This is a genomic window from Paraburkholderia guartelaensis, from assembly GCF_004353905.1.
Lineage (GTDB): Bacteria > Pseudomonadota > Gammaproteobacteria > Burkholderiales > Burkholderiaceae > Paraburkholderia > Paraburkholderia guartelaensis.
In genome coordinates, this window is the sequence record NZ_SMOD01000005.1 from 1 (window position 1) to 20225 (window position 20225).

The window sequence follows — 20225 nt, forward strand, 5'->3', positions numbered from 1 at the left end:
TGGCAGCATGTGCGGACCACGAATCCAATCGAATCGACGTTTGCGACGGTACGCCATCGCACGAGCCGCACGCGTAACTGTCTGTCGCGCGCGACCTTCCTCGCCATGGCGTTCAAGCTGATTGAAGCGGCCGAGCAGGGCTGGAGGAAGATTCGCGGTGCCGAGAAAATTGATCAGCTTCTGAAGGGTGTTCCCTTCAAAGACGGAACCCCGGTGATTGATAGCACACCGGCTCCTCAAGCGCTGGCCGCCTGATCATGCCGTCCCGCCCGCGTACACCACTATTGACGATTGCTCCCCCGTCAATCTTGTCCTAAGGGCCCCTTACGGTCTCAATGCTTGAAGCTGAACTTCTTATGCCCGATATAGCTGCTGAACACCGGCACAACGACTCCAACCAGGTGTGCAATATCTCGGTCGTGCCACGTCATACCTAGCTTGGGAAACACGTAATACGCCAGCCCCACGCTCACCGCCCACGTCTGCACCACCGCCACAAGATTAACAAGCGTGAAAAAGAACACGGAGCGATGCGTCGACTGCTTGCTTTCCGTGAAGACAAACATCTTCGCGAGGATGAACGCCGTGATCATCCCCGTGATGTACGCCACGACGATGGCCGCTGAATAGGGCATCCACAAGTTGTAGAGGATGCGGCTACTCCAGTTCACGGCAGCCGCAAAGCCGCCGGTGAGCAGGAACATCAGGAAGTTCTTCGACACGAAGCCGCTCCGAACCACCGCGTGCGCTCTCGTCATACCATCCTCGCCATCTTGCGCGATAGCCCGATACTCTCGGAAATGCCGCGATCTTCTGGGTAATAGTACGACGTGTCGGCAACCAGCAGACCTTCCACCGGCAACTGGATCGGCGGCAGCCGATCGAGATAGCCTGGTTCGCAGATCGGCTGCGCGAAACGGTAGCGGCTCGCGCGCACGTCGATGAAGTCGTCCGGCGTCAGCGCGGGATTGATCTTCATGAGGTAACGCTTGACCTTGTCGATGAACGCGGAGTCTGGTTCCTGATACTTCGGATGCTCGCCGGGCACGTAGAACGGTACATACACGACATGGTCGTTGAGCGGCCGCAGGTTCGTGTATTCGACGATGCCGGGAATATCCATTTCCGGATCGTTCGTGTTGAGCCAGAAGTTCTCGGTCACGCGCTTCTTGAGCTTGGCGATCACACAGACCACGGCAACGTTCTTCTTGCTGCGGAACGCCTCGAGTATGTCCGTCGGCAGGTCGGGCATCACGCGCGGCACGTAAGGCAGCGGGATCGTGCTGATCACCTTGTCGAACGCATGGAACTCATCCCCTGCTTCGATGCCCTTGACCTTGCCACCTTCGATCACCACTTTCTGCGCGGGCACGCCGAGCCGGAACTCGCCGCCATGCGCCTCGATGTAGCTGCGCATGCCGTTCAGGAGCGTGTCCGAACCACCTTCGAGATAGCCGAGCTTTTCTCGGAAGAGGTCGTACCGCGAACGGCCGATACGACGAATGCGGCTCCAGATCCACGCAGCCGAAAGGTTGCTCGCGTAATCATAGAACTTGTAGTCGAATAGGCGCCGCCACAGCACTTCCCACGCTTCTTCGCCGATCCAGCGGCGAATCCAGCCCGTGGCCTCGACATGATCGAGGGGCTTCCAGTCGTTGCGCTTCGTCGAGAGGAAGGCATGGAGGCCATAACGAAACTTCGCGCTTAGGCTCAGGCCTTTGAACTTGAGCAGCGCCATGGGATTTCCCCAAGGCTGCACGCGGCCCTGGTAAAAGTAACCCATTTTGGTTTCGCACCACTTCATCTTGTCTTCGATGCCAAGTTCGCGCAGCACCTCGAAGAACGCATGGTCCGAGATCGCATGAAAATGGTAGTAACGCTCGATCGACAGCCCGCCGAAGTCGAAGCAGGCCGCCATACCGCCCACGCGGTCATCGGCCTCGAAGATAATCGGTTTGCGTCCGTCCTTGACCAGTTGGTAGGCGGCGCCAAGACCCATCGGTCCCGCGCCGAGCACGGCGATGCGTTCTGTACTCATGTGTCTTCAGAATTCCAGGGCGATGTGGCTATAGGTAGGATCGTTGAACGTCTCGTCCATGGCTTTGGCGAACGGCGTGGCGCGAATGCCAAAGATGCCTTCCCAATCGATCACCTCGAATTCGTCGCCAGCGGTTAGGGCCTTGAGTTGATCGGCCGTAAACGGCGGGTTCTTGTCGAACACGGCGTAGATTTTCAGCAGCACATAAAAGAGGCCGTAGGGAATGCGAATGATCGCGCAGCGTGCGCGAGTCGCGCGCTTGATCTGACGGATGATGTCGATGTAATCGACGCGTTCCAGTCCGCTAATGTTGAACGCCTGCCCTTTGATACGCGAATCGATGCTGCTGATGATGACGTTGCAGAAGTCGCCAACGTAGAGCGGCTGACGCATGTACTTGCCGCTGCCCGGAATCGGAAACACGGGCACGCGGTGCATAAAACGCGAGAGCCAGCCGAGATGCTTGCGGTCGAACCAGCCGAACATGAGCGTCGGGCGCAGCACGACGCAGTTGATGCCGGACGCCAATACGATCTCTTCCTGCTCGCGCTTGGTTTGCGTGTACCAGTCGTCGGCGACGGAGTTCACCACCGACGAACTGATGTGCACGGTGTGGGGAATGCCGTACTGCTTGATGACGTCGAGCACATGGCGCGTTGCCACGATGTTATTGCGCACGAACGGCTCTTCGGTCGGCGCGCCAATCTGCGCCTGCAGCATGACTACAACGTCGGCACCCTCGAAGTGCCTGGCCCATTCGCCGGGCTCGGCAAGATCCGCATAGATTGCCGTGATGTCCGGATGAACCTGGCGCAGGACTTCGAGGTTGGCCTTGTGCTTGTCGAGCACGACGAGATTGGTGTATCCACGCGCTTTGAGCCGGGCGACCAGATTCTGTCCGACCAAACCGGCGCCGCCAGGAAGAATGATGCGAGTCTGATTCATGCGTTAGCGAATTATTTAATGGTGCTCTACGTGAATTGCCACCTGCGCGTCCTTAAAGCGACGCTCGTTTGAACGCGAATTTCGGTACGGACCGGATGATCAACATGATCAGCGACCAGAACCAGGGCGTGTAGATAACATCCCTGTTCTTTTCGATTGCGCGCGTGATGTCGGCGGCCACCTTGTCCGGGGTCGCAACGAGCGGCCCGGGTAGCGGCAGGCCCGCAGTCATGGGCGTAGCGACGAAGCCAGGCTTGATCGTGACGACATGTGCACCCGCCTTGAAAAGACGGGCGTTCAGACCCTCGCAGAATGCCGAGAGTGCGGCCTTCGCGCTACCGTAGAGATAGTTCGACGGCCGGCCGCGATCGCCCGCAACGGACGAAATGACGGCGATCGTACCATGGCGCTGGGCCTCGACCAGATTCGCGATCGGCGTAAGCAATCCGATGAGCGACGTGACGTTGGTGTTGAATTCGCGCATCGCCACGGCTGGGTCAGCCTGGCACTGTGCCTGATCGGGCAGAGTCCCGGGCGCGACGAGGACGATATCAATAGTGCCGAATTCGGCCTCGCAGCGCGCCAGCATGGCCGCGTGCTGATCGACGTCGTTGATGTCGAGCTCATGGCACACCGCCCCTTTGGCGCCGCGCGCGCGGAGGTCGTCGGCGACCTGCTGCAGCCGCTCTGCGCTGCGTGCGACGAGAAAAAAGCTCGCGCCTTGCGCAGCCCAGCGACGGGCGCATGCCGTCGCGATGGCCGAGGTCGCACCTACGATCAGGATATTTTTCATGTTTGTGTCGTTCGTTCCCAAAACCGTGAAAGCATCGCTGGATCTCGAAGGGCTTCCAGTTGTTGCCATTGCGGATAGGCGGCCCGGAAATCCGCGCCGGTCATGTGAGCGTCTTTCGCCGGATAGAGCCGGCCACGCGCCTCGCGCACGATCGCGTCGAGACGCGCGAAAAGCCGCGCATTCTGTGCATCGCGCTGTGGAAAGTCGAGTGCGAGCGACGTGCCCTCCCGCGGAAACGACAGGAGTCCCGGCGAGGCGATATCGCCACAGCGCTTGAGCACGGCGAGAAAAGAGCCCGTACCGCTTATCGCGATGGCCTCGAGAATTTCGCGGATGGCGTCACGCGCTGCCTCGGGCGGCACGACGCACTGGTACTGCTGAAAGCCTTTTCGACCGTAAATCCGGTTCCACTCGAGCAGGCTGTCCAGAGGGTAAAAGTAAGCGTCGTAGCTCACTTTCGAGCGCCTCTCGCCGCTGCGCTGGCGGTGGTAGTACGCGCCGTTGAAGGCGCGCAAGGTCAGCGAGTTGAAAATCGGAACGGGCAGTGTCATCGGCACCGTTCGCTTCTTGCGGCGGTCGACTTCGAGCGGTCCACCTCTCGCGTGGTCGCCGACCATGAAAATGCCGCGCCCAAGCGTCGAACCGCGGCTCTGGCAGTCCACCCATGCCACGCTGTATTCATGCAGCGGGTCGAGGCGTTCGGAAAGCGCGAAGAATTCGTCGAGGTTCGAAAAGCGGATGTTCGTCACGTCGATCAGGCTGGATCGGATCGGCATGAGCTGGATTTCCGCCCAAAGGATCAACCCGGTGAGACCGAGTCCCCCGATCGTGGCCGCGTAAAAATCCGCATGCGCGTCCGGTGCGCATTCGAGCAGCGCGCCGTCGCTGCGCGCCAGTCCAAAGCGCCGCACATGGCGGCCAAACGTCCCTCGCACGTGGTGATTCTTGCCGTGGACGTCATTGGCGATTGCGCCGCCCAGCGTCGCGTATTTGGTGCCGGGCGTGACAGGCAGCATCCAGCCACGCGGTATGGCGACCTCGAGGATCTGTTCGAGCGTGACGCCCGGCTCTGCACGCAATACGCCGGTCGCCCAGTCGGCAGCGACGAGGCGGTCGAGTGGCAGGGTCTGCAGCACGTGGTCCGAGGCAGCGAGGCAGCTGTCGCCGTAGCTGCGTCCGTTGCCGAATGCGAGCGCGTTGCCGTTTGCTTCGATCACCTCGCGCCAGGTCGCGGCCGCGCGGTCACGCCACACGATTGCATGCGCCTGTTGCGGGAGGGCGGGATAGCGGCCCCAGGACTGCACCGTATCCATCGATCAGGTCGCCGCCCAGAAGACGAGGCAGCAGAGTGCCACCACTGCGAGGCTCACACGGTCGCGCGCGGCGAAGACGATCGGGTCGTCGTGCATCAGGCCACGATGCGCGATGATCCACGTGCGGCTCACCCAGTAGAGAAGCAGCGGGCACGCGAGCCAGATGATCTGCGGATGCCGGTAGAGATGCGCTGTGTTGCCATCCTGGATATACATGGCGAGCACGAGCACAGAGAGATAACCGGACGCCGTGCCGAGCGACGAGATCAGCGAAAGATCGCTCGCAAGGTAGCCGCGCCCGCGCGTTTTGGCGAGCCCGCGCGCCTGCATCGAATAGAGCTCGGCGTAGCGCTTCACAAGCGCGAGGCTCAGGAAGATGAACATCGAGAACGCGAGCAACCAGAACGTGAGGTGACCGCCGATGGCGGCTGTTCCCGCGATGATGCGAGTGGTATAGAGCATTGCCAGCACGACGACATCCACCATCACCTGGCGCTTGAGGAACATCGAGTAGGCGAGCGTGAGAACGTAGTAGCCCAACAACACCGCGGCGAAGCGCCATGGAAGAAATAGTGCGGTCAGTGCGAAAGCGCCCGCGAGCAGGACAGGAAAGAGCGCTATCCCCCAGGTGAGCGGAAGCGCGCCGGATGCTAGCGGGCGCTTGCGCTTGGTCGGATGGTGCCGGTCGTCCTCGAGATCGAGCATGTCGTTGAGCAGATACACGCTCGATGCACAGAGACCGAAGGCGAAGAAAGCGATTAGTGCTGCGAGGATGAGGTCCGGATAGGCGAGTTTGTGCGCGGCAAGAAGCGGTACGAAGATCAGCAGATTCTTCAGCCACTGATGCAGGCGCAATGACTTCGACCAGGTCTTCAGCGCCGGTGGCCGCGATTCGATCACACGCTCGACATTGCCGATCTTGCGGGCGGCGCGCTCGACGCCGCTCGCCGGATTCACGACATACGCGCGTGCAGCGGATTGCCAGACCGCGATGTCGTCGTGCGAATTGCCTGCGTAGTCAAAGTTCTTTTCACCAAATTCGGCCACTAGCCTGTCGCGTTTGCGTTGAGACGAGAGGTTGACACCGTCCGCGGTCGCGAAAGTCTGGTCAAAGAGCCCCAGGTGGTCGGCGATGGCATGGGCATAGCGTTCGTGGCTGGCAGTCGCGAGCACGAGCGGGCGTCCAGCTTCGCGTTCCGCCTTCAACCAATCGAGCACCTGTGCGTCGTAAGGCAGGACGGTGACGTCGACATTAGTGTTTTCGGCGAGGCCGGCCTTGAGGGCCGGTTTGCCGCCGCGCACGAGCCACATGAGCGGGCGGTAAAACCGCAGCGGCGCGGATTTGAGATAAGCGAATCCCGATTCGATTAGCACATCCGATCGAATCAACGTGCCATCCAGGTCAACAACGAGTGGTCTGCTGCGCATACAGTCGGCCAGTTGGCAATGGGTTTATAGAATGTGGTTTATTGGGCACGAGTCTCGATACATCCGAATCCTGCGCCATTTTCAAGCCAGGAATTTTACCCGGAACTTGCGCCACCGTTACAGGTGTCCCGGCGATCTGTTGCGTCCCTGCGCACTGTTGACAGCTTGGGCGGTGGATCACCGCTTCTATGATCCAGGGTCAGTCAGGGCGCGCAGGCGCATTCATGCGGGCGGTTGAGTCTTGCTGGCGTCCAAGGCTTGCGTATCGGGAATCTCGCAGTATCGACCGGTATCGAGCCTGCCAAAAACCCGGATTTCGGGGGCGCTCGGCCGCTTGAAAAAGCCTGTCCAGCCGCCGTAACGATCTTTGGATCCAGTGATCGGCGCGAGATCCGGGCGTTGTGCCCCGGTGATACCTGTACCCAATACGTTCCCGGCGCGATCGGCGATCACGATCGACGAGACGTATCGCTTGCCGGCTGGGTCGTAAAGCCATCCCGTGGCCGCGAACCGATCGGGGGTCGCAGTCGCGCTAACGCTGTCAATCTTACCGATGCAGCCGGCGCTCGCGGAGACCACCTGTGGCGGCACCGCAAAGTCACGCTGGTCCGGGGCAAAAATGGAGAGTCCCGCTGCCCGGGCGCGCGTGGCAACTCCCTGTAGCGCCGCAGGGTTGGGGTAGATCATGGATGTATAAGGGGCGTCATAGACCTTTGCTCGCACCGCGAGTCCCGCCACGCGCTTCGCGTACAACTCGCGTTGCGTCGAATGAAAGACCATGCGCTGCGCAACCGCAATCATGACGAGTACAAAAACGAAACCGCCGACGAACCAACGTCGCCTTTCAGGGCGAATTTCATTGAGCCAAAGAAAAGCGAGGAGCGATGCGGTCAGCAGTAGCGGCCCGGTGGTATAGCGCGACAACGTAGCCGTATCGACGCCAAAGCCAATTCTCCCGACAGCGGTGACGAATGCACTCGCACTAATGAACGCTGCCAAGGCTAGCAGCGCGGAGCCGATGACTGAGCGACGTTGCTGCGCAATCCATAGCGCATAAATCAGGCTTAGGAGTACGATCGCACCCCAAAGGGCGCTCACCGGCATGCCCAGGCAGCCCCAGGTCGCCGGCGAGCCGAGATAGAGCAGTACGTAAAACAGGACGCCGAGAGGGTGGTGCACCAATGCGTCGCGCAGTCCTCCGTTCGGCGAATTCGAATGCCAACCCGTGAAGTAGGCCAGCCAGATCGCCGCCGTCAATACTGCGATCACAAGAAGGCGCATACGCGTTGTGCGGAGGTACGCAGCCTGAATGGCAAGCACTGGGGCGACGAGGACACCGCTCACCATCGACAGTGCCGCCATGACCGCGCCTCCGATGGCCAGTGTGAACCATCCGGCCGAGGGCGCAGACGCGCCGCGTTTGCGGGCGCCTTCGCTGAGATCGAGTGCCTCGAATGAGCAGAGTCCGAACAGGTAGACGGCAAACCACTGACTCTGAAAGCCCCACGTAAAATTCTCCGATTGCATCCACGCGAACGTAAAGGCGAGTACGCCGCCACCTACGATCATTCGTGATGCGCGCGAATGTGGCAGATTTCGGCTGGTGATCCGATAGAGCGCGAAGGCGAGCAATGCCGCCAGGACCACGTTGGCGGCGAGGTCGAGCACGTTGCGTCCGCCGAGGTAGCGCATGTCCACGAAGAAAATGAGTCGTGAAAAGAACAGGCGATGCTCGTTGTGCAGGTCAAAAAACGCCGCCCAGGGGTGCTCGAGCGCATCCATATAGAAGCCCAGCGTGCCGTCCCACTGATCTCCATAAGGAACCGGGGAAAAATGGGAAACCACCCCGAAGCAGGTCGTCGCGAAAATCACGGCGCCGAGTGAAAGGACGATCGCCGGCCAGAATTGGCGAATATTTATCAGAGATTTCAAATTGGCTTGGCGAATAATTTGCTTCGATTTGCAAAAGCTGATAAGTGGGCGAGCCGACAACTGGACTAGGCGATTTCGCCAGTCGAGGTCGGTGAATTGCATCTATATGCGGCCAGGCAGCACACGGGCGCTACTGTATATTCGTCTCCACGATGCGACAACGGTTTGGTTCATCCGGGTTCGCACCCTGTATTGTCTTATCCTGCGTAACAATTGGAAAAGTCAGTTGCCTGAATCGGGTATTTTCAGCACACTACACGGTTTAAATCGACCCCGATTAAACGAATGGCGCATACGGTGCCGAATCGTCGCATATCCAGATGACAGTGAGTTCGGTATCTAGTGTGGATCATGCCGTGGTGGTGTCCGTATCGGTGGTTGTCTTTCATCCAGACCGGGATCTCCTCGCGCGAACCTTTGCCAGTCTTGCGCGCGCCGGCGCCGCACTGACTCGTGCCGAGCCGGGGATGTCGATCCACATGTATCTGGTCGACAACGGCGGCATGCCTGAGATGCGCGGCAGCCTCGCAGCATTGTCGCAAGCAGGCATCTCCTGTACGGTGATCGCCGGGCACGGTAACGTCGGCTACGGGCGCGGTCACAATCTGGCGATTGAGCGGGCATCGAGCCGTTATCACCTAGTACTCAATCCCGACGTGGACATCGACTCCAGCGCGTTAGTCGAGGCGGTGACGTTTCTGGAGGCACATCCCGAAGCAGGCCTGCTTACGCCGGCTATTGTCGACGATGCCGGCCAGCTTCAATATCTATGCCGGCAATATCCGACCCTCGTCGATTTGTTCGTGCGCGGCTTCCTGCCGCGTGCCGCGCGCCGGCCATTCGAGGCGCGCCTCGCCCGCTACGAGATGCGCGCGCAGATCAACGCGCGTGACACGATCTGGGATCCACCGATCGTGAGCGGTTGTTTCATGCTGTTTCGCACGAGCGTGCTCAAAACGCTTGCGGGCTTCGATGCGCGCTATTTCCTCTACTTCGAGGACTACGATCTCAGCCTGCGTGCGCATGATGTGGCGCGTGTCGTCTATGCGCCGTCGGTGCGGGTGCTGCATCACGGGGGCGGCGCGTCGCGCAAAGGGCTTGCGCACATACGGATGTTCCTCACGTCGGCATTCAAGTTCTATAACCGGTTTGGGTGGAAATGGCTTTGAGCCACGTATTGGTAACCGGTGCGAATGGTCTCGTAGGGAGAGCGCTGTGCGCGGCGCTCTCACGGCGTGGCCACGACGTGACTGCGCTACTGCGACGCGGTAACGTCCGCATGGATGCTGTGCGCGAATGGCATCACGAGACGGCGGATTTCGTCGGACTTCAAGAGGCGTGGCCGAACGACTTGTCCCCGGATTGCGTTGTGCATCTGGCTGCGCGCGTTCACGTGATGCGTGATGACGCACCCGATCCATTGGCGGCATTCCATGCGACGAACGTCGAGGGTACCCTGCGCGTTGCCCGTGCGGCACAGGCCTCCGGAGCCCGGCGCATGGTCTTTGTGAGCAGCATCAAGGCTGTGGCAGAGGTGGATGGCGGCGTTCCGCTGGCGGAATCTGTGCCGCCCATGCCACTCGACCCGTACGGACTTTCGAAGCGGGCGGCGGAGGAAGCGCTCTGGCGTCTGAGTGAAGAAACGGGGTTGGAAGTCGTGGTCGTTCGCCCGCCGCTCGTCTATGGCCCCGGAGTCGGAGCCAATTTTTTGCAGATGATGGACGCGCTTTGGCGTGGCGTGCCACTGCCGCTCGGTTCGGTGAGTGCGCGACGCAGTCTCGTGTACACCGAAAATCTGGCCGATGCGCTCATGCATTGCATCACCGACCCGCGAGCCGCCAACGCCTGTTTTCATGTGGCCGATGCCGACGACCTGTCTGTTGCCCAGTTGCTGCGCGGCCTCGGCCGCCACCTCTCGAAGCCCGCACGCCTGATTCCTGTTCCGACGGGGCTGTTGCGCGCCGCAGGCGCGCTGACCGGCCGAGCCGCCCAGTTGGAGCGTCTGACGTCCAGCCTGCGAGTCGACACATCGCTGATTCACGAGCGGCTCGGATGGCAGCCGCCGTTCGCGGTGGAGGAGGGGCTGGAAGCGACTGCTCGTTGGTATCGTGCGACGCACTGAATTCGCGGAGACCGTACACGTTGATCATGCATTTACCGATTTCGTCACCGTTGAGCGCCGTGTGGATCGCCTTGGCTAGCGGTGCGCTGTGCGCGGCCATACTCGCGTTTCTGCTAAAGAGCGGGCTCGCGTGGCGCCTCGCCACGGATATCCCAAACGAGCGCTCACTGCATGTGCGGCCGACGCCGCGCGTCGGAGGCTGGGGCCTGGTGCCGGTCGCGGTATTGGCTATTCTGCTTCTGGCGCCTTCGCTATGGTTGATTGCGCTTGGCGCGGCATTTCTCGCTGCCGTTTCCCAGATTGACGACCGCCGCGGACTTCCTGCGCGCGTGCGTTTTGCCGCGCATTTCCTTGCGGTGCTGACGCTGATCGTTGTCTATCCGGCTCCTGTTGCGTGGTGGTGCCTCGGAGGACTGGCGTTTTTGATGCTGTGGCTGGTCAACTTATACAATTTCATGGACGGGGCAGACGGTCTTGCCGGCGGCATGGCGCTGTTCGGCTTCGGCGCCTATGCGGTCGCGGCGCTCTTTGGGCCCGGGCGGATGCCGGAACTCGGCTGGGTATGCGCGGCGATTGCTGGAGCAGCGGCCGGGTTTCTGCTCTTCAATTTCCATCCGGCAAAGCTATTTTTGGGCGATGCTGGTTCGATTCCGATCGGCTTTCTCGCCGGCGCGCTAGGCTATTGGGGCTGGCGTAGCGGTGGCTGGCCAGTCTGGTTTCCGGTGTTGGTGTTTTCGCCGTTCATCGGCGATGCTTCTGTCACGCTGATCCGTCGGCTCTTGCGTGGCGAAAAATTCTGGCAGGCCCATCGCGACCATTATTATCAACGCATGGTCCGTTTCGGGACGGGGCACGCAGTTACGGCTTTGGCATGGTATCTGGTAATGTTAGCCGGCACGGTACTTGCTGTCTTGGCGCTCGATCGTTCCACGACGCTGCAGTGGGAGATCGTTGCTGGTTGGGCTTTTGTGCTTGCTTTGATGGGTGCGACGATTGACGCTCGCTGGCGTGCTTTCCAGTCCCTTGGTAGAAAAACAGAGGTTGACGCTGATGCTCCGCAATAAAGCCTCCTGGCTCTCGTTCAGCGCCTTTCTCTTTGACATTGGCGCAGTGGCCGCCGCATGGTTGACGGCTTATTTTCTACGCTTCAACGCGTCCGTTCCGCCCGAGTTTTGGCACGGTGCGGTGAGCACGCTGATCTGGGTGCTGCCTGTCTATGCGGTGATGTTCCGCATCTTTGGCTTGTATCGCGGTATGTGGGTGTTCGCGAGCCTGCCGGATCTGATGCGTATCTCGAAGGCGATCATAGCGGCCGCGCTGGTCGTCATGATCGGCTCAGTGATGGTGCAGCCCGTGCCGATCATTCCTCGTTCGGTGCTGATCGTTTCGCCGCTCCTCGTGTTCTTCGTCATGGGCGGTTCGAGGGCACTCTATCGCGCGAGCAAGGAGTTCTATCTCTATGGTGGTCTCGTCGCGCAGGGCAAGCCCGTGATCGTGATTGGCGCGGGAGGTGCCGGCGCGAGTCTCGCGCGCGAACTCTCGCGCTCCGCCGAATGGCGCCTCGTTGGCCTGCTCGACGACGATCCCGCAAAGCAACGGCGAGAGATCTACGGCTACAAGGTGCTGGGCCCGATCGATGACATCGCAAAATGGGCGCAGACGCTGCGCTGCGAATTTGCCATCATCGCCATACCGTCGGCGTCCGCCGATGTGCAACGACGTGTCGCCACACAATGTGTTCGAGCGGGCGTGAAGGCGCTTATGCTGCCTTCATTGAACGATTTGCTGCCTGGCCAGGGCTTCCTTTCTCAGGTGCGCAACATCGACCTCGAGGATCTGCTGGGACGCGATGCGGTCAACATCGACACGCCGCACGTCGAGGCCCTGCTGAGTGGCAGGGTCGTCATGGTCACGGGTGCAGGCGGCTCGATTGGCTCCGAACTGTGCCGACAAATTCTGCGTTTCGCGCCCGCGCAACTCGTTGCGCTCGATGTGTCCGAGTACGCGATGTACCGACTCACAGAGGAAATCCATGAGCGCTTTCCCGAGCTTTCCGTGATGCCGATCGTCGGCGATGCAAAAGATGCGCTCCTGCTCGATCAGGTTATGGGGCGCTATACGCCTCACATCGTTTTCCATGCCGCTGCGTACAAGCACGTTCCGTTGATGGAGGAACTGAACGCATGGCAGGCGATTCGCAACAACGTGTTGGGCACGTATCGCGTAGCGCGCGCGGCGATCAAGCATCAAGTGAGGCATTTCGTTCTGATCTCGACCGATAAGGCGGTCAACCCGACCAACGTGATGGGTGCAAGCAAGCGCCTTGCGGAGATGGCCTGCCAGGCGTTGCAGCAGACCAGCGAACGCACGCAGTTCGAGACCGTGCGCTTCGGCAACGTCTTGGGCAGCGCGGGTAGCGTGATTCCGAAGTTCCAGCAGCAGATCGCGAAGGGCGGTCCGGTGACCGTCACGCATCCGGAAGTCACGCGTTTCTTCATGACGATTCCCGAGGCATCGCAACTGGTGCTGCAGGCATCGAGCATGGGGCGCGGCGGCGAGATTTTCATTCTCGACATGGGTGAGCCGGTCAAGATCGTCAATCTCGCGAGAGATTTGATCCGCCTCTATGGCTACTCGGAAGAGCAGATTCGCGTGGTTTTCACGGGGCTGCGACCCGGTGAGAAGCTATATGAAGAATTGCTCGCGGACGACGAAACGACCACGCGCACGCCACATGCGAAGCTGCGCACGGCAAAGGCACGCGAAGTGCCTGACAATCTGCTGGACGAATTGCTGCCATGGCTTATGCAGCACCGCGTACCGGGCGACGACGAAGTACGCCGCGATCTGCGGCGCTGGGTGCCCGAGTATCAGCCGTCGGGTACACCTAAACTGCAGAGCGTAGGGGGCACGTCGGTGCGCGCTGCTGGCTAGGGGCGCAACGGGCGACCTTGGTGTCAGTCATGTATTGACTAGCGCTCAGCGTTGAGTCGCATGCATCGGGATACGCGACGTGGTGCGTTCGCGCATGTTCTTGAGGCCGAAATGGCGCTCGTCAATCAGATAGCCAATTATCCGGTCGACGCAGTGTTCGACACTGTTGCCATGCGTGTGCAAGCTGAGATCAGGGTGGAGAGGCGGACGATAGGGCGAACCGATGCCGGTGAATTGCGGGATTTCGCCGCTGCGCGCTCGCCTGTATAGGCCTTTGGGATCGCGCCGCTCACAGACGTCGAGTGGCGTGTCGACAAACACCTCGACAAAATAAGCTTCCCCTACGATGCGCCGTGCATTTTCACGGTGCTCAGGCTCGGGGGAAATCGTTGCCGTGACGGCAACAAATCCCTCTTTGCAAAAAAGCGCCGCCACGTGGGCGACGCGCCTGAGGTTTTCTGTGCGCTCAGCTTCGCTGAAACCAAGGTCCGCATTGAGTCCCGTACGCAGCACATCACCGTCGAGCATCGTTGCTCGAAGTGCAAACGTTTGCAGTCGCTTGACCAAAGCACATGCAATGGTTGACTTACCCGCGCCGGACATGCCGGTCAGCCAGATGACGACTCCCGCCGACGTTGCTGTATCCACTTCGCGTTACTCCGAGTTCAATGCGAATCACGAGCAATTGTAACGTCGGAGGGGCTGTTGTAACGTCTACGTAATAAAACGCAACAAATTTGCAGGGAAGTAATTTAATGTGACAGAGTTCTCATTTACTTAAACCCCCGCGGATTCTTCTCCTGCCAGCGCCAGTGATCTACACACATGCGCTCGATCCCGAACTCCGCTTTCCAGCCAATGACGTTTTCCGCCGCGACCGGATTCGCATAGCATTCGGCGATGTCGCCGGGCCGGCGCGCGACGATCTCATAGGGCACGGGGCGCCCTGAGGCTTGCTCGAACGCCTTCACGACTTCCAGCACGCTGTAGCCGCGCCCGGTACCGAGATTCACGACCAGGCCTTCGCCACGCGAGGCAAGCGCGTCGAGCGCCTTGAGGTGGCCCTTCGCGAGATCGACCACGTGAATATAGTCGCGCACGCCCGTGCCGTCCGGGGTCGGGTAGTTGCCGCCGAACACGCGCAGTTTTTCGAGCTTGCCCACCGCCACTTGCGCGACATAAGGCATGAGGTTGTTCGGGATGCCCGCCGGGTCTTCGCCGATCAGCCCGCTTTCATGCGCGCCCACCGGGTTGAAATAGCGCAGCACGGCAATGCGCCACTCCGGGTCAGAGATCTCGACGTCGCGCAGGATCTGCTCGGCGATGAGCTTTGACTGGCCGTAGGGGTTCGTTGCCGAGAGCGGAAACGTTTCGTCGATCGGCGAGCGTTCGGGCATGCCGTAGACCGTGGCCGAGGAGCTGAACACGAACTGCTTCACGCCATGCTGGCGCATCACGTCGAGCACCACGAGCAGGCCGTCGACATTGTTGCGGTAATACTCGATGGGCTTCGCCACCGACTCGCCCACGGCCTTGAGTGCCGCGAAATGGATAACGCCGGTGATGCTGTGCGCTTCGAAAATGCGCGAGAGGGCGGCGTCGTCGCGCACGTCGGCTTCGTAGAACGCCACGGGCTTGCAGGTAATTTGCTCAACGCGCTTGAGCGACTCGCTACTGCTGTTCACGAGATTGTCGATGGCGACCACCTCATAGCCGCCATTGAGCAGCTCGACGCAGGTATGCGAGCCGATGTAACCCGCGCCGCCGGTGACGAGGATGGTGCCCTTTGAGTTCGTCGCAGTCATGCCGTGTTCGTTCCCGTGAATTCCAGACTCGATCAAAAAGTCGACCCGGTGATTTCCCGGATCAGTTCCCGGTAGCGTTGTACCACAACGCGCTCATCGAATTCTTTCTCGATTTTTTTTCGGCCGCGCCCGGCCATGGCGGCGCGCGCCGGCCCGTCGAGGTCCAGCATCTGCGCGAGGCTGGCGGATAGCGAGGCGGCATCGCGCGCTTCGCACAGCAGGCCGTTCACGCCGTCGGCAACCACTTCGCGGCAGCCGGGCACGTTGGTGGCCACGATCGGCCGGCCCATCGCGCTTGCTTCCATTAGCGTGCGCGGCACGCCTTCGCGGTACGAGGGCAGCACGACGCAGTCCGCATCGGCGATAAAGGGACGCACATCGGCCGTTTCGCCAAGATATTCGATTACGCCTTCGCGCTCCCAGGACGCGACTTCTTCGCGCGAGATCGCGCTCGGATTGTCTACGCCCACCGGGCCGAGCAACTGGAAGCGTGCGTGCGGATAGCGCGCGCGTAGCGTGCGCGCGGCCTCGACGTACTCGCCCACGCCCTTGTCCCAGAGCAGCCGGCCAATCAGAACGAACGCAAACTCTGCGCGCTCGGGCAGCGGCGTGAAGGGGAAATCGTCGAGATCGACGCCTTCGCCGTGCAGCAGCCTCGCGCGCTCGGGATGCGCGAGGAGATTGCCGTCCTTGAAAGCGGCTTCGTCGTCGCGATTGAGGAACCACACTTCGCGAGGGAAGCGGAACGCGAAACGATACAGACGCTTGGCGACCTGCGCGGCGCGGCTCTTCTGGATGAATACGTAACCGAGGCCCGTCGTGACCGCCACCGAAGGCGTGCGCGCGAGCCAGGCGGCAATCGATCCGTAGATATTCGGCTTGATCGTGTAGTGGAACACGACGTCCGGCTTGAGCGAGCGATACTGGCGGTAGAGCGCGAGCATGGTGCGCAGGTCGTCGAGCGGATTCGTGCCCTTCGAGGCGACCGGCAGTTCGACGCAGCGGCAGCCCATGGCCGCGAGCGGTTCGAAGGTGCGGTCGCGCGGCGCAATCACGGTGACTTGCGCGCCCGCTTCTGTGAGTGCACGCGACAGGCCGCGCCGATAGGTATAGATTGCCCAGGCCGTGTTGCAGACGAGGGCGACGTGCAGTGGATGCCGGTGCGCGGCGGACTGGGGCGCGCTGGCGGCGGCGGTTCGGGCAGGCGAGGAGTTCACGAAAGCGGGGCGTCGTTGGCAGGCGATGGCGGCAGCGGCCGGGGCGCACATTTTAGCCGACGGGCGTAGGGATCAAGTCGACCGAAGCGGCGCATCGCTGGGGACCTTGCGCGCCGTTGGCCTACACTGCGCGAGCCGCGCTCAAACCCAAACCTATTGACACACCGTATCGCACGTAGTTGGAGGGCGAGCGGTTCGTGTACTTCCTGGTCGGCCGGGCGACTGTCGCACTTTTAGGTGCGCGAGGACCTGCGCGCTTTTTCAGGCATCGGCATGGGCCCTAATCGACGGTTCGCTGTGTTCGCCGCGCGTGTTTAGCTGCCCGTGCTTTCGCGTTAGTTGTAGAGCGTTCAGGTACACGCGGCAGAGTTCTTCATCTATCAGCGCCGAGGGATGTCGGCGCATACGCCCAGATTCGCCGCGTTGCCACACGACGCCTGCGGAGCCTTCCCGCTCTCGTCTTCGAAAGCGCTTCGCTTCAGCGCCTCGATTGTTTCCGGCCGCGTGGACGGAAACCACGTGATGCGCCCTGCCACTTCAATTCCAACTTGTTTTCCCTTCCAGTAGATGGCGTTTTCCATTTCGACGGTCTCCTTGGGTTGACCTTGCCGGCGGGAACGCCAATTATGCGCCCGGTCCGACAAAGCGGCGCGTGCGGCATTGCATACGGTATCGAGCCGCAGGGAATTCGTCGGCGAGACCAGACTCAAGCGCGGTGCGCTCGCGCGTCCGGCGGTTGGCGTCGCCGATAGAGTGGGCCGCATTCCATCCCTCACCGCCGTGCTTGACGGTCAGCCTTGGAAAGAGTCGGACTTGACATCCGTGCGTTGTGCGATTGCCGCGAGAACGGCCAGCATGGTCGCGTAGAAGGACACAGTGCTCTTCAGGTCGAAAGTCTCGACCGTCAGCCCGAAAACGAAGAACATCAGGATGAAGGACAGGCCGATGAGCGCCGTACGCCGCGTCGTCTTCGATGTGGACTTGAGCTTCGCCGCGAAGAAGACCGCGGGTACGACGTAGATCGCGAGCAGCGCGAGGCCGCCCACAATGCCGTAGTTGGCCATGTAGGCGAGCAACTGGTTGTGCACTTCACCTTCGCCGAACTGTGCCGCGGTGGGGGTCAGCGCACCTTGCTTCGCCATCAATGTCATCTTGTCGCGAAACCCGTCGCCACCGAGGCCAAGCACCGGATTTTCGGCAATCAGCGTCGCCGCTGCTTCATAGAGTTGCAGGCGGATGCCGACCGACGTGTCGCGGTGACCTTGCGTGTACTGGGTCAGGTCGGACGACACGCCGTTCACGCGATCGCGCACCGTCCCCGAGAGTCCGTACACGAGTCCGAGCAGCACCGCAACCGCCACCGGCATCAGCACCTTCCAGTGAAAGGGCTTGTTGCGGCCGAGCTCCCAGACGATCAGCAATGCAACAAGCGGGATCGCCGCCCAGCCTCCGCGCGCGCCAGACAACAGCGAAGCAGCGAGGCCTGCAACCAGGCCCGCGATCTTGAGCGCGCGCCAGAGCGCCGAATCCTTGCGCCACCAGTTCAGCGCGATCGCTGACAGCACGCCGAGCGCAAGCGCGAGATCGCCAAAGTGGATCGGGTTCAGGAACGCACTGCCGATGCGCCCGTCGCCCCAATCGCGCGGCATAAAAAGGGCAAGCGCGAGCGCGGACAGGGCTCCCAGGGTAAAGGAAAGGTCCGCCCAGACGAAGATTCGCGGCGGCGCGCGCCGCAGGGCCAGAAAGATCGGGATTGCGAGCAGGAAACGCGATGGCGAGTCCCAGGTTTTGAACATAGGATGCCCATGCGAGAGCGTGCTGAGCGCGACGGCAGCAACGGGGCCGCACAGCGCGATGCATAACGCGAGTTCGTAACGCTCAAGCGGCGCATAGCCATAGGGTGCGCCTGCGGGCCGCGAGCAGAGTGCCACCAGCGAAATGACGCCCGCACCGATCGATACGGCGCTCGAAGCGCCTTGCACGAGCATGGCGATAGAGGGAAAGGCGAGCAGGAAAGCCGCGGTCAGCCAGTCGCCGGGCGCGGTGCGTCGGGAATCAATCGTAACTGCTGTCGGCATCACTACACTGCTGTTATCTGTAAGGGAGGGCGGTTGTGTGGACTACGTCCCCGTGTTACGTCCTCACTACGCAGCTTTTTGGGTGCGAAGCATGACGAGAATCGCACTATTGTACGCGGACATTTTCCTCGTTCGAGACTGCACCCAAAAAACTGCGCACTACTTTGGTGAACGCGACCGGCCCGATAAAAATCGGGAGCAAACGGAATGCGTATAGTTTACAGCCGCGAACGAGGAGGGCGCACATCGCACTCTGGTATGACGATTCGCTGCGCATCGCGCATCATTGGGCTACACTGCGCGCGCCGCGCATGTTTCCAGCCCCGCCTTGCCTTTAGCCATGCTTCGTTCCCTTGCCGCCCTCCTGATCTTCCAGTGTCTCGGCGAGAGCGTGTCCTACGTGTTCTCGCTGCCCGTGCCCGGTCCCGTGATCGGCATGCTGCTCCTGTTCGCCTTCGCGTTGATGCGGCCCGCCGCCGCCGAGGCGATCGAGCCGACCGCGCTCGAATTGCTGCGCCATCTCTCGCTGCTCTTCATTCCGGCGGGCGTGGGCATCATGGTGTCCGCGCAGGCCGTGCGCGGCGAGGCGCTCGCCGTGATCGCGAGCCTCGTCGTGAGCACGACACTCGGCATCGCAGTGACGGCGCTCGTCACACGCGCGCTGTTGCGTCGTCAGCGGCGCAACCCAACGGCCGGGGAAGGCGCATCGTGAACGGTCACCTGCCCATTACGAAGCTCGACGCGATCTGGGTCTATCTTGCCGCCACGCCGCTGCTCGGCTTGACGGTGACGCTCGTCGCCTATCTCATCGCTATCAATATCTACGCGCGCGCAAAGCACAATCCGCTCGCGAACCCGGTGTTGATCGCCGTGGCGCTCGTCGTCGCGGCGCTGAAGATCACGGATACGCCGTATCGCACGTATTTCGAGGGCGCCCAGTTCGTGCACTTCCTGCTCGGTCCCGCCACGGTCGCGCTCGCCCTGCCGCTCTACCGTCAGTGGGACAAGCTAAAGCGCGGCGCGCTGCCATTGCTCGGCGGGCTCGTTGCAGGCTCGCTCACGGCAATCGTGTCTGCGGTCGGCGTCGCGAAGCTCTTTGGCGCCTCGCATCAGACCATTGCCTCGCTCGCGCCGAAGTCCGTCACCACACCGATCGCCATGGCCGTCGCCGACAAGGTCGGCGGCATCCCATCGCTCACTGCCGTGCTCGTGATATCGACGGGCGTGTTCGGAGCAGTATCCGCGCGCTGGATTCTCAACGTCATTCGCGTGCGCGAGACCGAAGTGCGCGGCTTCGCGATCGGCGTGGCTTCGCATGGCATCGGCACAGCACGTGCGTTTCAGGTCAGCGAGGAGATGGGCGCGTTTTCCGGGCTCGGCATGGGTCTGAACGGTGTCTTTACTGCGTTCGTCGTGCCGGTGCTGTTGCCCGTGCTGCTGCGGTGGCTGTAGAAAATTTCTCGCGCTGTCGGCGAAATGGTCCGCTAACGAGTAACTTCATCTTCTTCAAAGCGAACCTTTCGAGTCGTCCAATTGCGGTCGCTGAGGGTACGTGAGGCCGGCTCAGAATGGCCGCGTCCAGCCCTAAGGTCGGAACGCGAAAGCAGCGTCGCGAAGCTC

18 protein-coding genes and 1 pseudogene are annotated in these 20225 nt (G+C 61.3%); 7 read left to right on the forward strand and 12 right to left on the reverse strand.

Annotated features, from left to right (window positions below; genetic code table 11):
- Positions 1-255: pseudogene (locus tag E1N52_RS07855) on the forward strand (IS256 family transposase); the annotation flags it as partial.
- A 77-nt stretch (positions 256-332) separates the two neighbouring features.
- On the opposite strand, the gene E1N52_RS07865 reads toward E1N52_RS07855, so the two are convergent.
- The 7 genes from E1N52_RS07865 to E1N52_RS07895 all read right to left on the reverse strand — a co-directional run bounded on the left by E1N52_RS07865 (position 333) and on the right by E1N52_RS07895 (position 8551).
- Complete coding sequence (locus E1N52_RS07865; protein WP_133181705.1) at positions 333-758, reverse strand: GtrA family protein; 426 nt, start codon at positions 756-758, stop codon at positions 333-335.
- Entirely contained in the window at positions 755-2038 is a 1284-nt protein-coding gene (locus E1N52_RS07870) for an NAD(P)/FAD-dependent oxidoreductase (protein WP_133181707.1), read from the reverse strand. The genes E1N52_RS07865 and E1N52_RS07870 overlap by 4 nt, the downstream gene beginning before the upstream one ends.
- Positions 2039-2044: 6 nt before the next feature.
- Complete coding sequence (locus E1N52_RS07875) at positions 2045-2983, reverse strand: NAD-dependent epimerase/dehydratase family protein (protein WP_133181709.1); 939 nt, start codon at positions 2981-2983, stop codon at positions 2045-2047.
- Between the two features lie 52 nt (positions 2984-3035).
- Positions 3036-3776, reverse strand: coding sequence for an SDR family oxidoreductase (locus tag E1N52_RS07880; protein ID WP_133181710.1), 741 nt, complete (start codon positions 3774-3776; stop codon positions 3036-3038).
- On the reverse strand, positions 3773-5089 hold the full coding sequence (locus E1N52_RS07885; protein ID WP_133181712.1) for an FAD-binding oxidoreductase: 1317 nt from the start codon (positions 5087-5089) through the stop codon (positions 3773-3775). Before E1N52_RS07885 ends, E1N52_RS07880 begins: the two co-directional genes overlap by 4 nt.
- Positions 5090-5092: 3 nt before the next feature.
- Entirely contained in the window at positions 5093-6517 is a 1425-nt protein-coding gene (locus tag E1N52_RS07890) for a UbiA family prenyltransferase (RefSeq protein ID WP_133181714.1), read from the reverse strand.
- A 222-nt stretch (positions 6518-6739) separates the two neighbouring features.
- Entirely contained in the window at positions 6740-8551 is a 1812-nt protein-coding gene (locus E1N52_RS07895) for a hypothetical protein (protein ID WP_133181716.1), read from the reverse strand.
- Positions 8552-8769: 218 nt separating this feature from the next.
- Here E1N52_RS07895 and E1N52_RS07900 point away from each other — a divergent pair, with 218 nt between their 5' ends.
- Genes E1N52_RS07900 through E1N52_RS07915 form a run of 4 tightly spaced genes read left to right on the forward strand, consistent with a single transcriptional unit; the run spans position 8770 to position 13505 of the window.
- A complete protein-coding gene (locus tag E1N52_RS07900; RefSeq protein WP_133181718.1) occupies positions 8770-9618 on the forward strand; it encodes a glycosyltransferase family 2 protein in 849 nt (282 codons plus the stop codon).
- Complete coding sequence (locus E1N52_RS07905) at positions 9615-10571, forward strand: UDP-glucose 4-epimerase family protein (protein ID WP_133181720.1); 957 nt, start codon at positions 9615-9617, stop codon at positions 10569-10571. The genes E1N52_RS07900 and E1N52_RS07905 overlap by 4 nt, the downstream gene beginning before the upstream one ends.
- 26 nt (positions 10572-10597) lie before the next feature.
- Entirely contained in the window at positions 10598-11635 is a 1038-nt protein-coding gene (locus tag E1N52_RS07910) for an MraY family glycosyltransferase (protein WP_133182138.1), read from the forward strand.
- Positions 11622-13505, forward strand: coding sequence for a polysaccharide biosynthesis protein (locus tag E1N52_RS07915; protein ID WP_133181722.1), 1884 nt, complete (start codon positions 11622-11624; stop codon positions 13503-13505). Before E1N52_RS07910 ends, E1N52_RS07915 begins: the two co-directional genes overlap by 14 nt.
- 45 nt (positions 13506-13550) lie before the next feature.
- On the opposite strand, the gene cysC is transcribed toward E1N52_RS07915, so the two are convergent.
- The 5 genes from cysC to E1N52_RS07940 form a co-directional block, all read right to left on the reverse strand.
- The gene (gene cysC, locus E1N52_RS07920; protein WP_246088989.1) at positions 13551-14153 is read right to left on the reverse strand and encodes an adenylyl-sulfate kinase; all 603 of its coding nucleotides are present in this window, start codon (positions 14151-14153) and stop codon (positions 13551-13553) included.
- Positions 14154-14278: 125 nt separating this feature from the next.
- On the reverse strand, positions 14279-15310 hold the full coding sequence (galE, locus tag E1N52_RS07925; RefSeq protein ID WP_133181724.1) for a UDP-glucose 4-epimerase GalE: 1032 nt from the start codon (positions 15308-15310) through the stop codon (positions 14279-14281).
- 32 nt (positions 15311-15342) lie between these two features.
- Positions 15343-16527, reverse strand: coding sequence for a glycosyltransferase family 4 protein (locus tag E1N52_RS07930; RefSeq protein WP_246088990.1), 1185 nt, complete (start codon positions 16525-16527; stop codon positions 15343-15345).
- Between the two features lie 380 nt (positions 16528-16907).
- On the reverse strand, positions 16908-17108 hold the full coding sequence (locus E1N52_RS07935) for a hypothetical protein (RefSeq protein WP_133181728.1): 201 nt from the start codon (positions 17106-17108) through the stop codon (positions 16908-16910).
- Between the two features lie 210 nt (positions 17109-17318).
- Complete coding sequence (locus E1N52_RS07940) at positions 17319-18605, reverse strand: O-antigen ligase family protein (protein WP_133181730.1); 1287 nt, start codon at positions 18603-18605, stop codon at positions 17319-17321.
- A 340-nt stretch (positions 18606-18945) separates the two neighbouring features.
- Here E1N52_RS07940 and E1N52_RS07945 point away from each other — a divergent pair, with 340 nt between their 5' ends.
- Positions 18946-19317, forward strand: a complete 372-nt coding sequence (locus E1N52_RS07945) for a CidA/LrgA family protein (protein ID WP_069267653.1) — start codon at positions 18946-18948, stop codon at positions 19315-19317.
- Positions 19314-20057 carry an LrgB family protein gene (locus E1N52_RS07950; protein ID WP_246088991.1) on the forward strand — a complete coding sequence of 248 codons (744 nt, stop codon included), beginning with the start codon at positions 19314-19316 and terminating at the stop codon, positions 20055-20057. Before E1N52_RS07945 ends, E1N52_RS07950 begins: the two co-directional genes overlap by 4 nt.
- The last annotated feature ends 168 nt before the right edge of the window (positions 20058-20225 follow it).

What these genes read in the sequence shown, in the direction of transcription:
- E1N52_RS07865 (WP_133181705.1), bottom strand. Translation starts at nt 758, where the DNA reads ATGACGAGAGCGCACGCGGTGGTTCGGAGCGGCTTCGTGTCGAAGAAC.
- E1N52_RS07870 (WP_133181707.1), bottom strand. Translation starts at nt 2,038, where the DNA reads ATGAGTACAGAACGCATCGCCGTGCTCGGCGCGGGACCGATGGGTCTT.
- E1N52_RS07875 (WP_133181709.1), bottom strand. Translation starts at nt 2,983, where the DNA reads ATGAATCAGACTCGCATCATTCTTCCTGGCGGCGCCGGTTTGGTCGGA.
- E1N52_RS07880 (WP_133181710.1), bottom strand. Translation starts at nt 3,776, where the DNA reads ATGAAAAATATCCTGATCGTAGGTGCGACCTCGGCCATCGCGACGGCA.
- E1N52_RS07885 (WP_133181712.1), bottom strand. Translation starts at nt 5,089, where the DNA reads ATGGATACGGTGCAGTCCTGGGGCCGCTATCCCGCCCTCCCGCAACAG.
- E1N52_RS07890 (WP_133181714.1), bottom strand. Translation starts at nt 6,517, where the DNA reads ATGCGCAGCAGACCACTCGTTGTTGACCTGGATGGCACGTTGATTCGA.
- E1N52_RS07895 (WP_133181716.1), bottom strand. Translation starts at nt 8,551, where the DNA reads ATGCAATTCACCGACCTCGACTGGCGAAATCGCCTAGTCCAGTTGTCG.
- E1N52_RS07900 (WP_133181718.1), top strand. Translation starts at nt 8,770, where the DNA reads ATGACAGTGAGTTCGGTATCTAGTGTGGATCATGCCGTGGTGGTGTCC.
- E1N52_RS07910 (WP_133182138.1), top strand. Translation starts at nt 10,598, where the DNA reads ATGCATTTACCGATTTCGTCACCGTTGAGCGCCGTGTGGATCGCCTTG.
- E1N52_RS07915 (WP_133181722.1), top strand. Translation starts at nt 11,622, where the DNA reads ATGCTCCGCAATAAAGCCTCCTGGCTCTCGTTCAGCGCCTTTCTCTTT.
- galE (WP_133181724.1), bottom strand. Translation starts at nt 15,310, where the DNA reads ATGACTGCGACGAACTCAAAGGGCACCATCCTCGTCACCGGCGGCGCG.
- E1N52_RS07935 (WP_133181728.1), bottom strand. Translation starts at nt 17,108, where the DNA reads ATGGAAAACGCCATCTACTGGAAGGGAAAACAAGTTGGAATTGAAGTG.
- E1N52_RS07940 (WP_133181730.1), bottom strand. Translation starts at nt 18,605, where the DNA reads ATGCCGACAGCAGTTACGATTGATTCCCGACGCACCGCGCCCGGCGAC.
- E1N52_RS07945 (WP_069267653.1), top strand. Translation starts at nt 18,946, where the DNA reads ATGCTTCGTTCCCTTGCCGCCCTCCTGATCTTCCAGTGTCTCGGCGAG.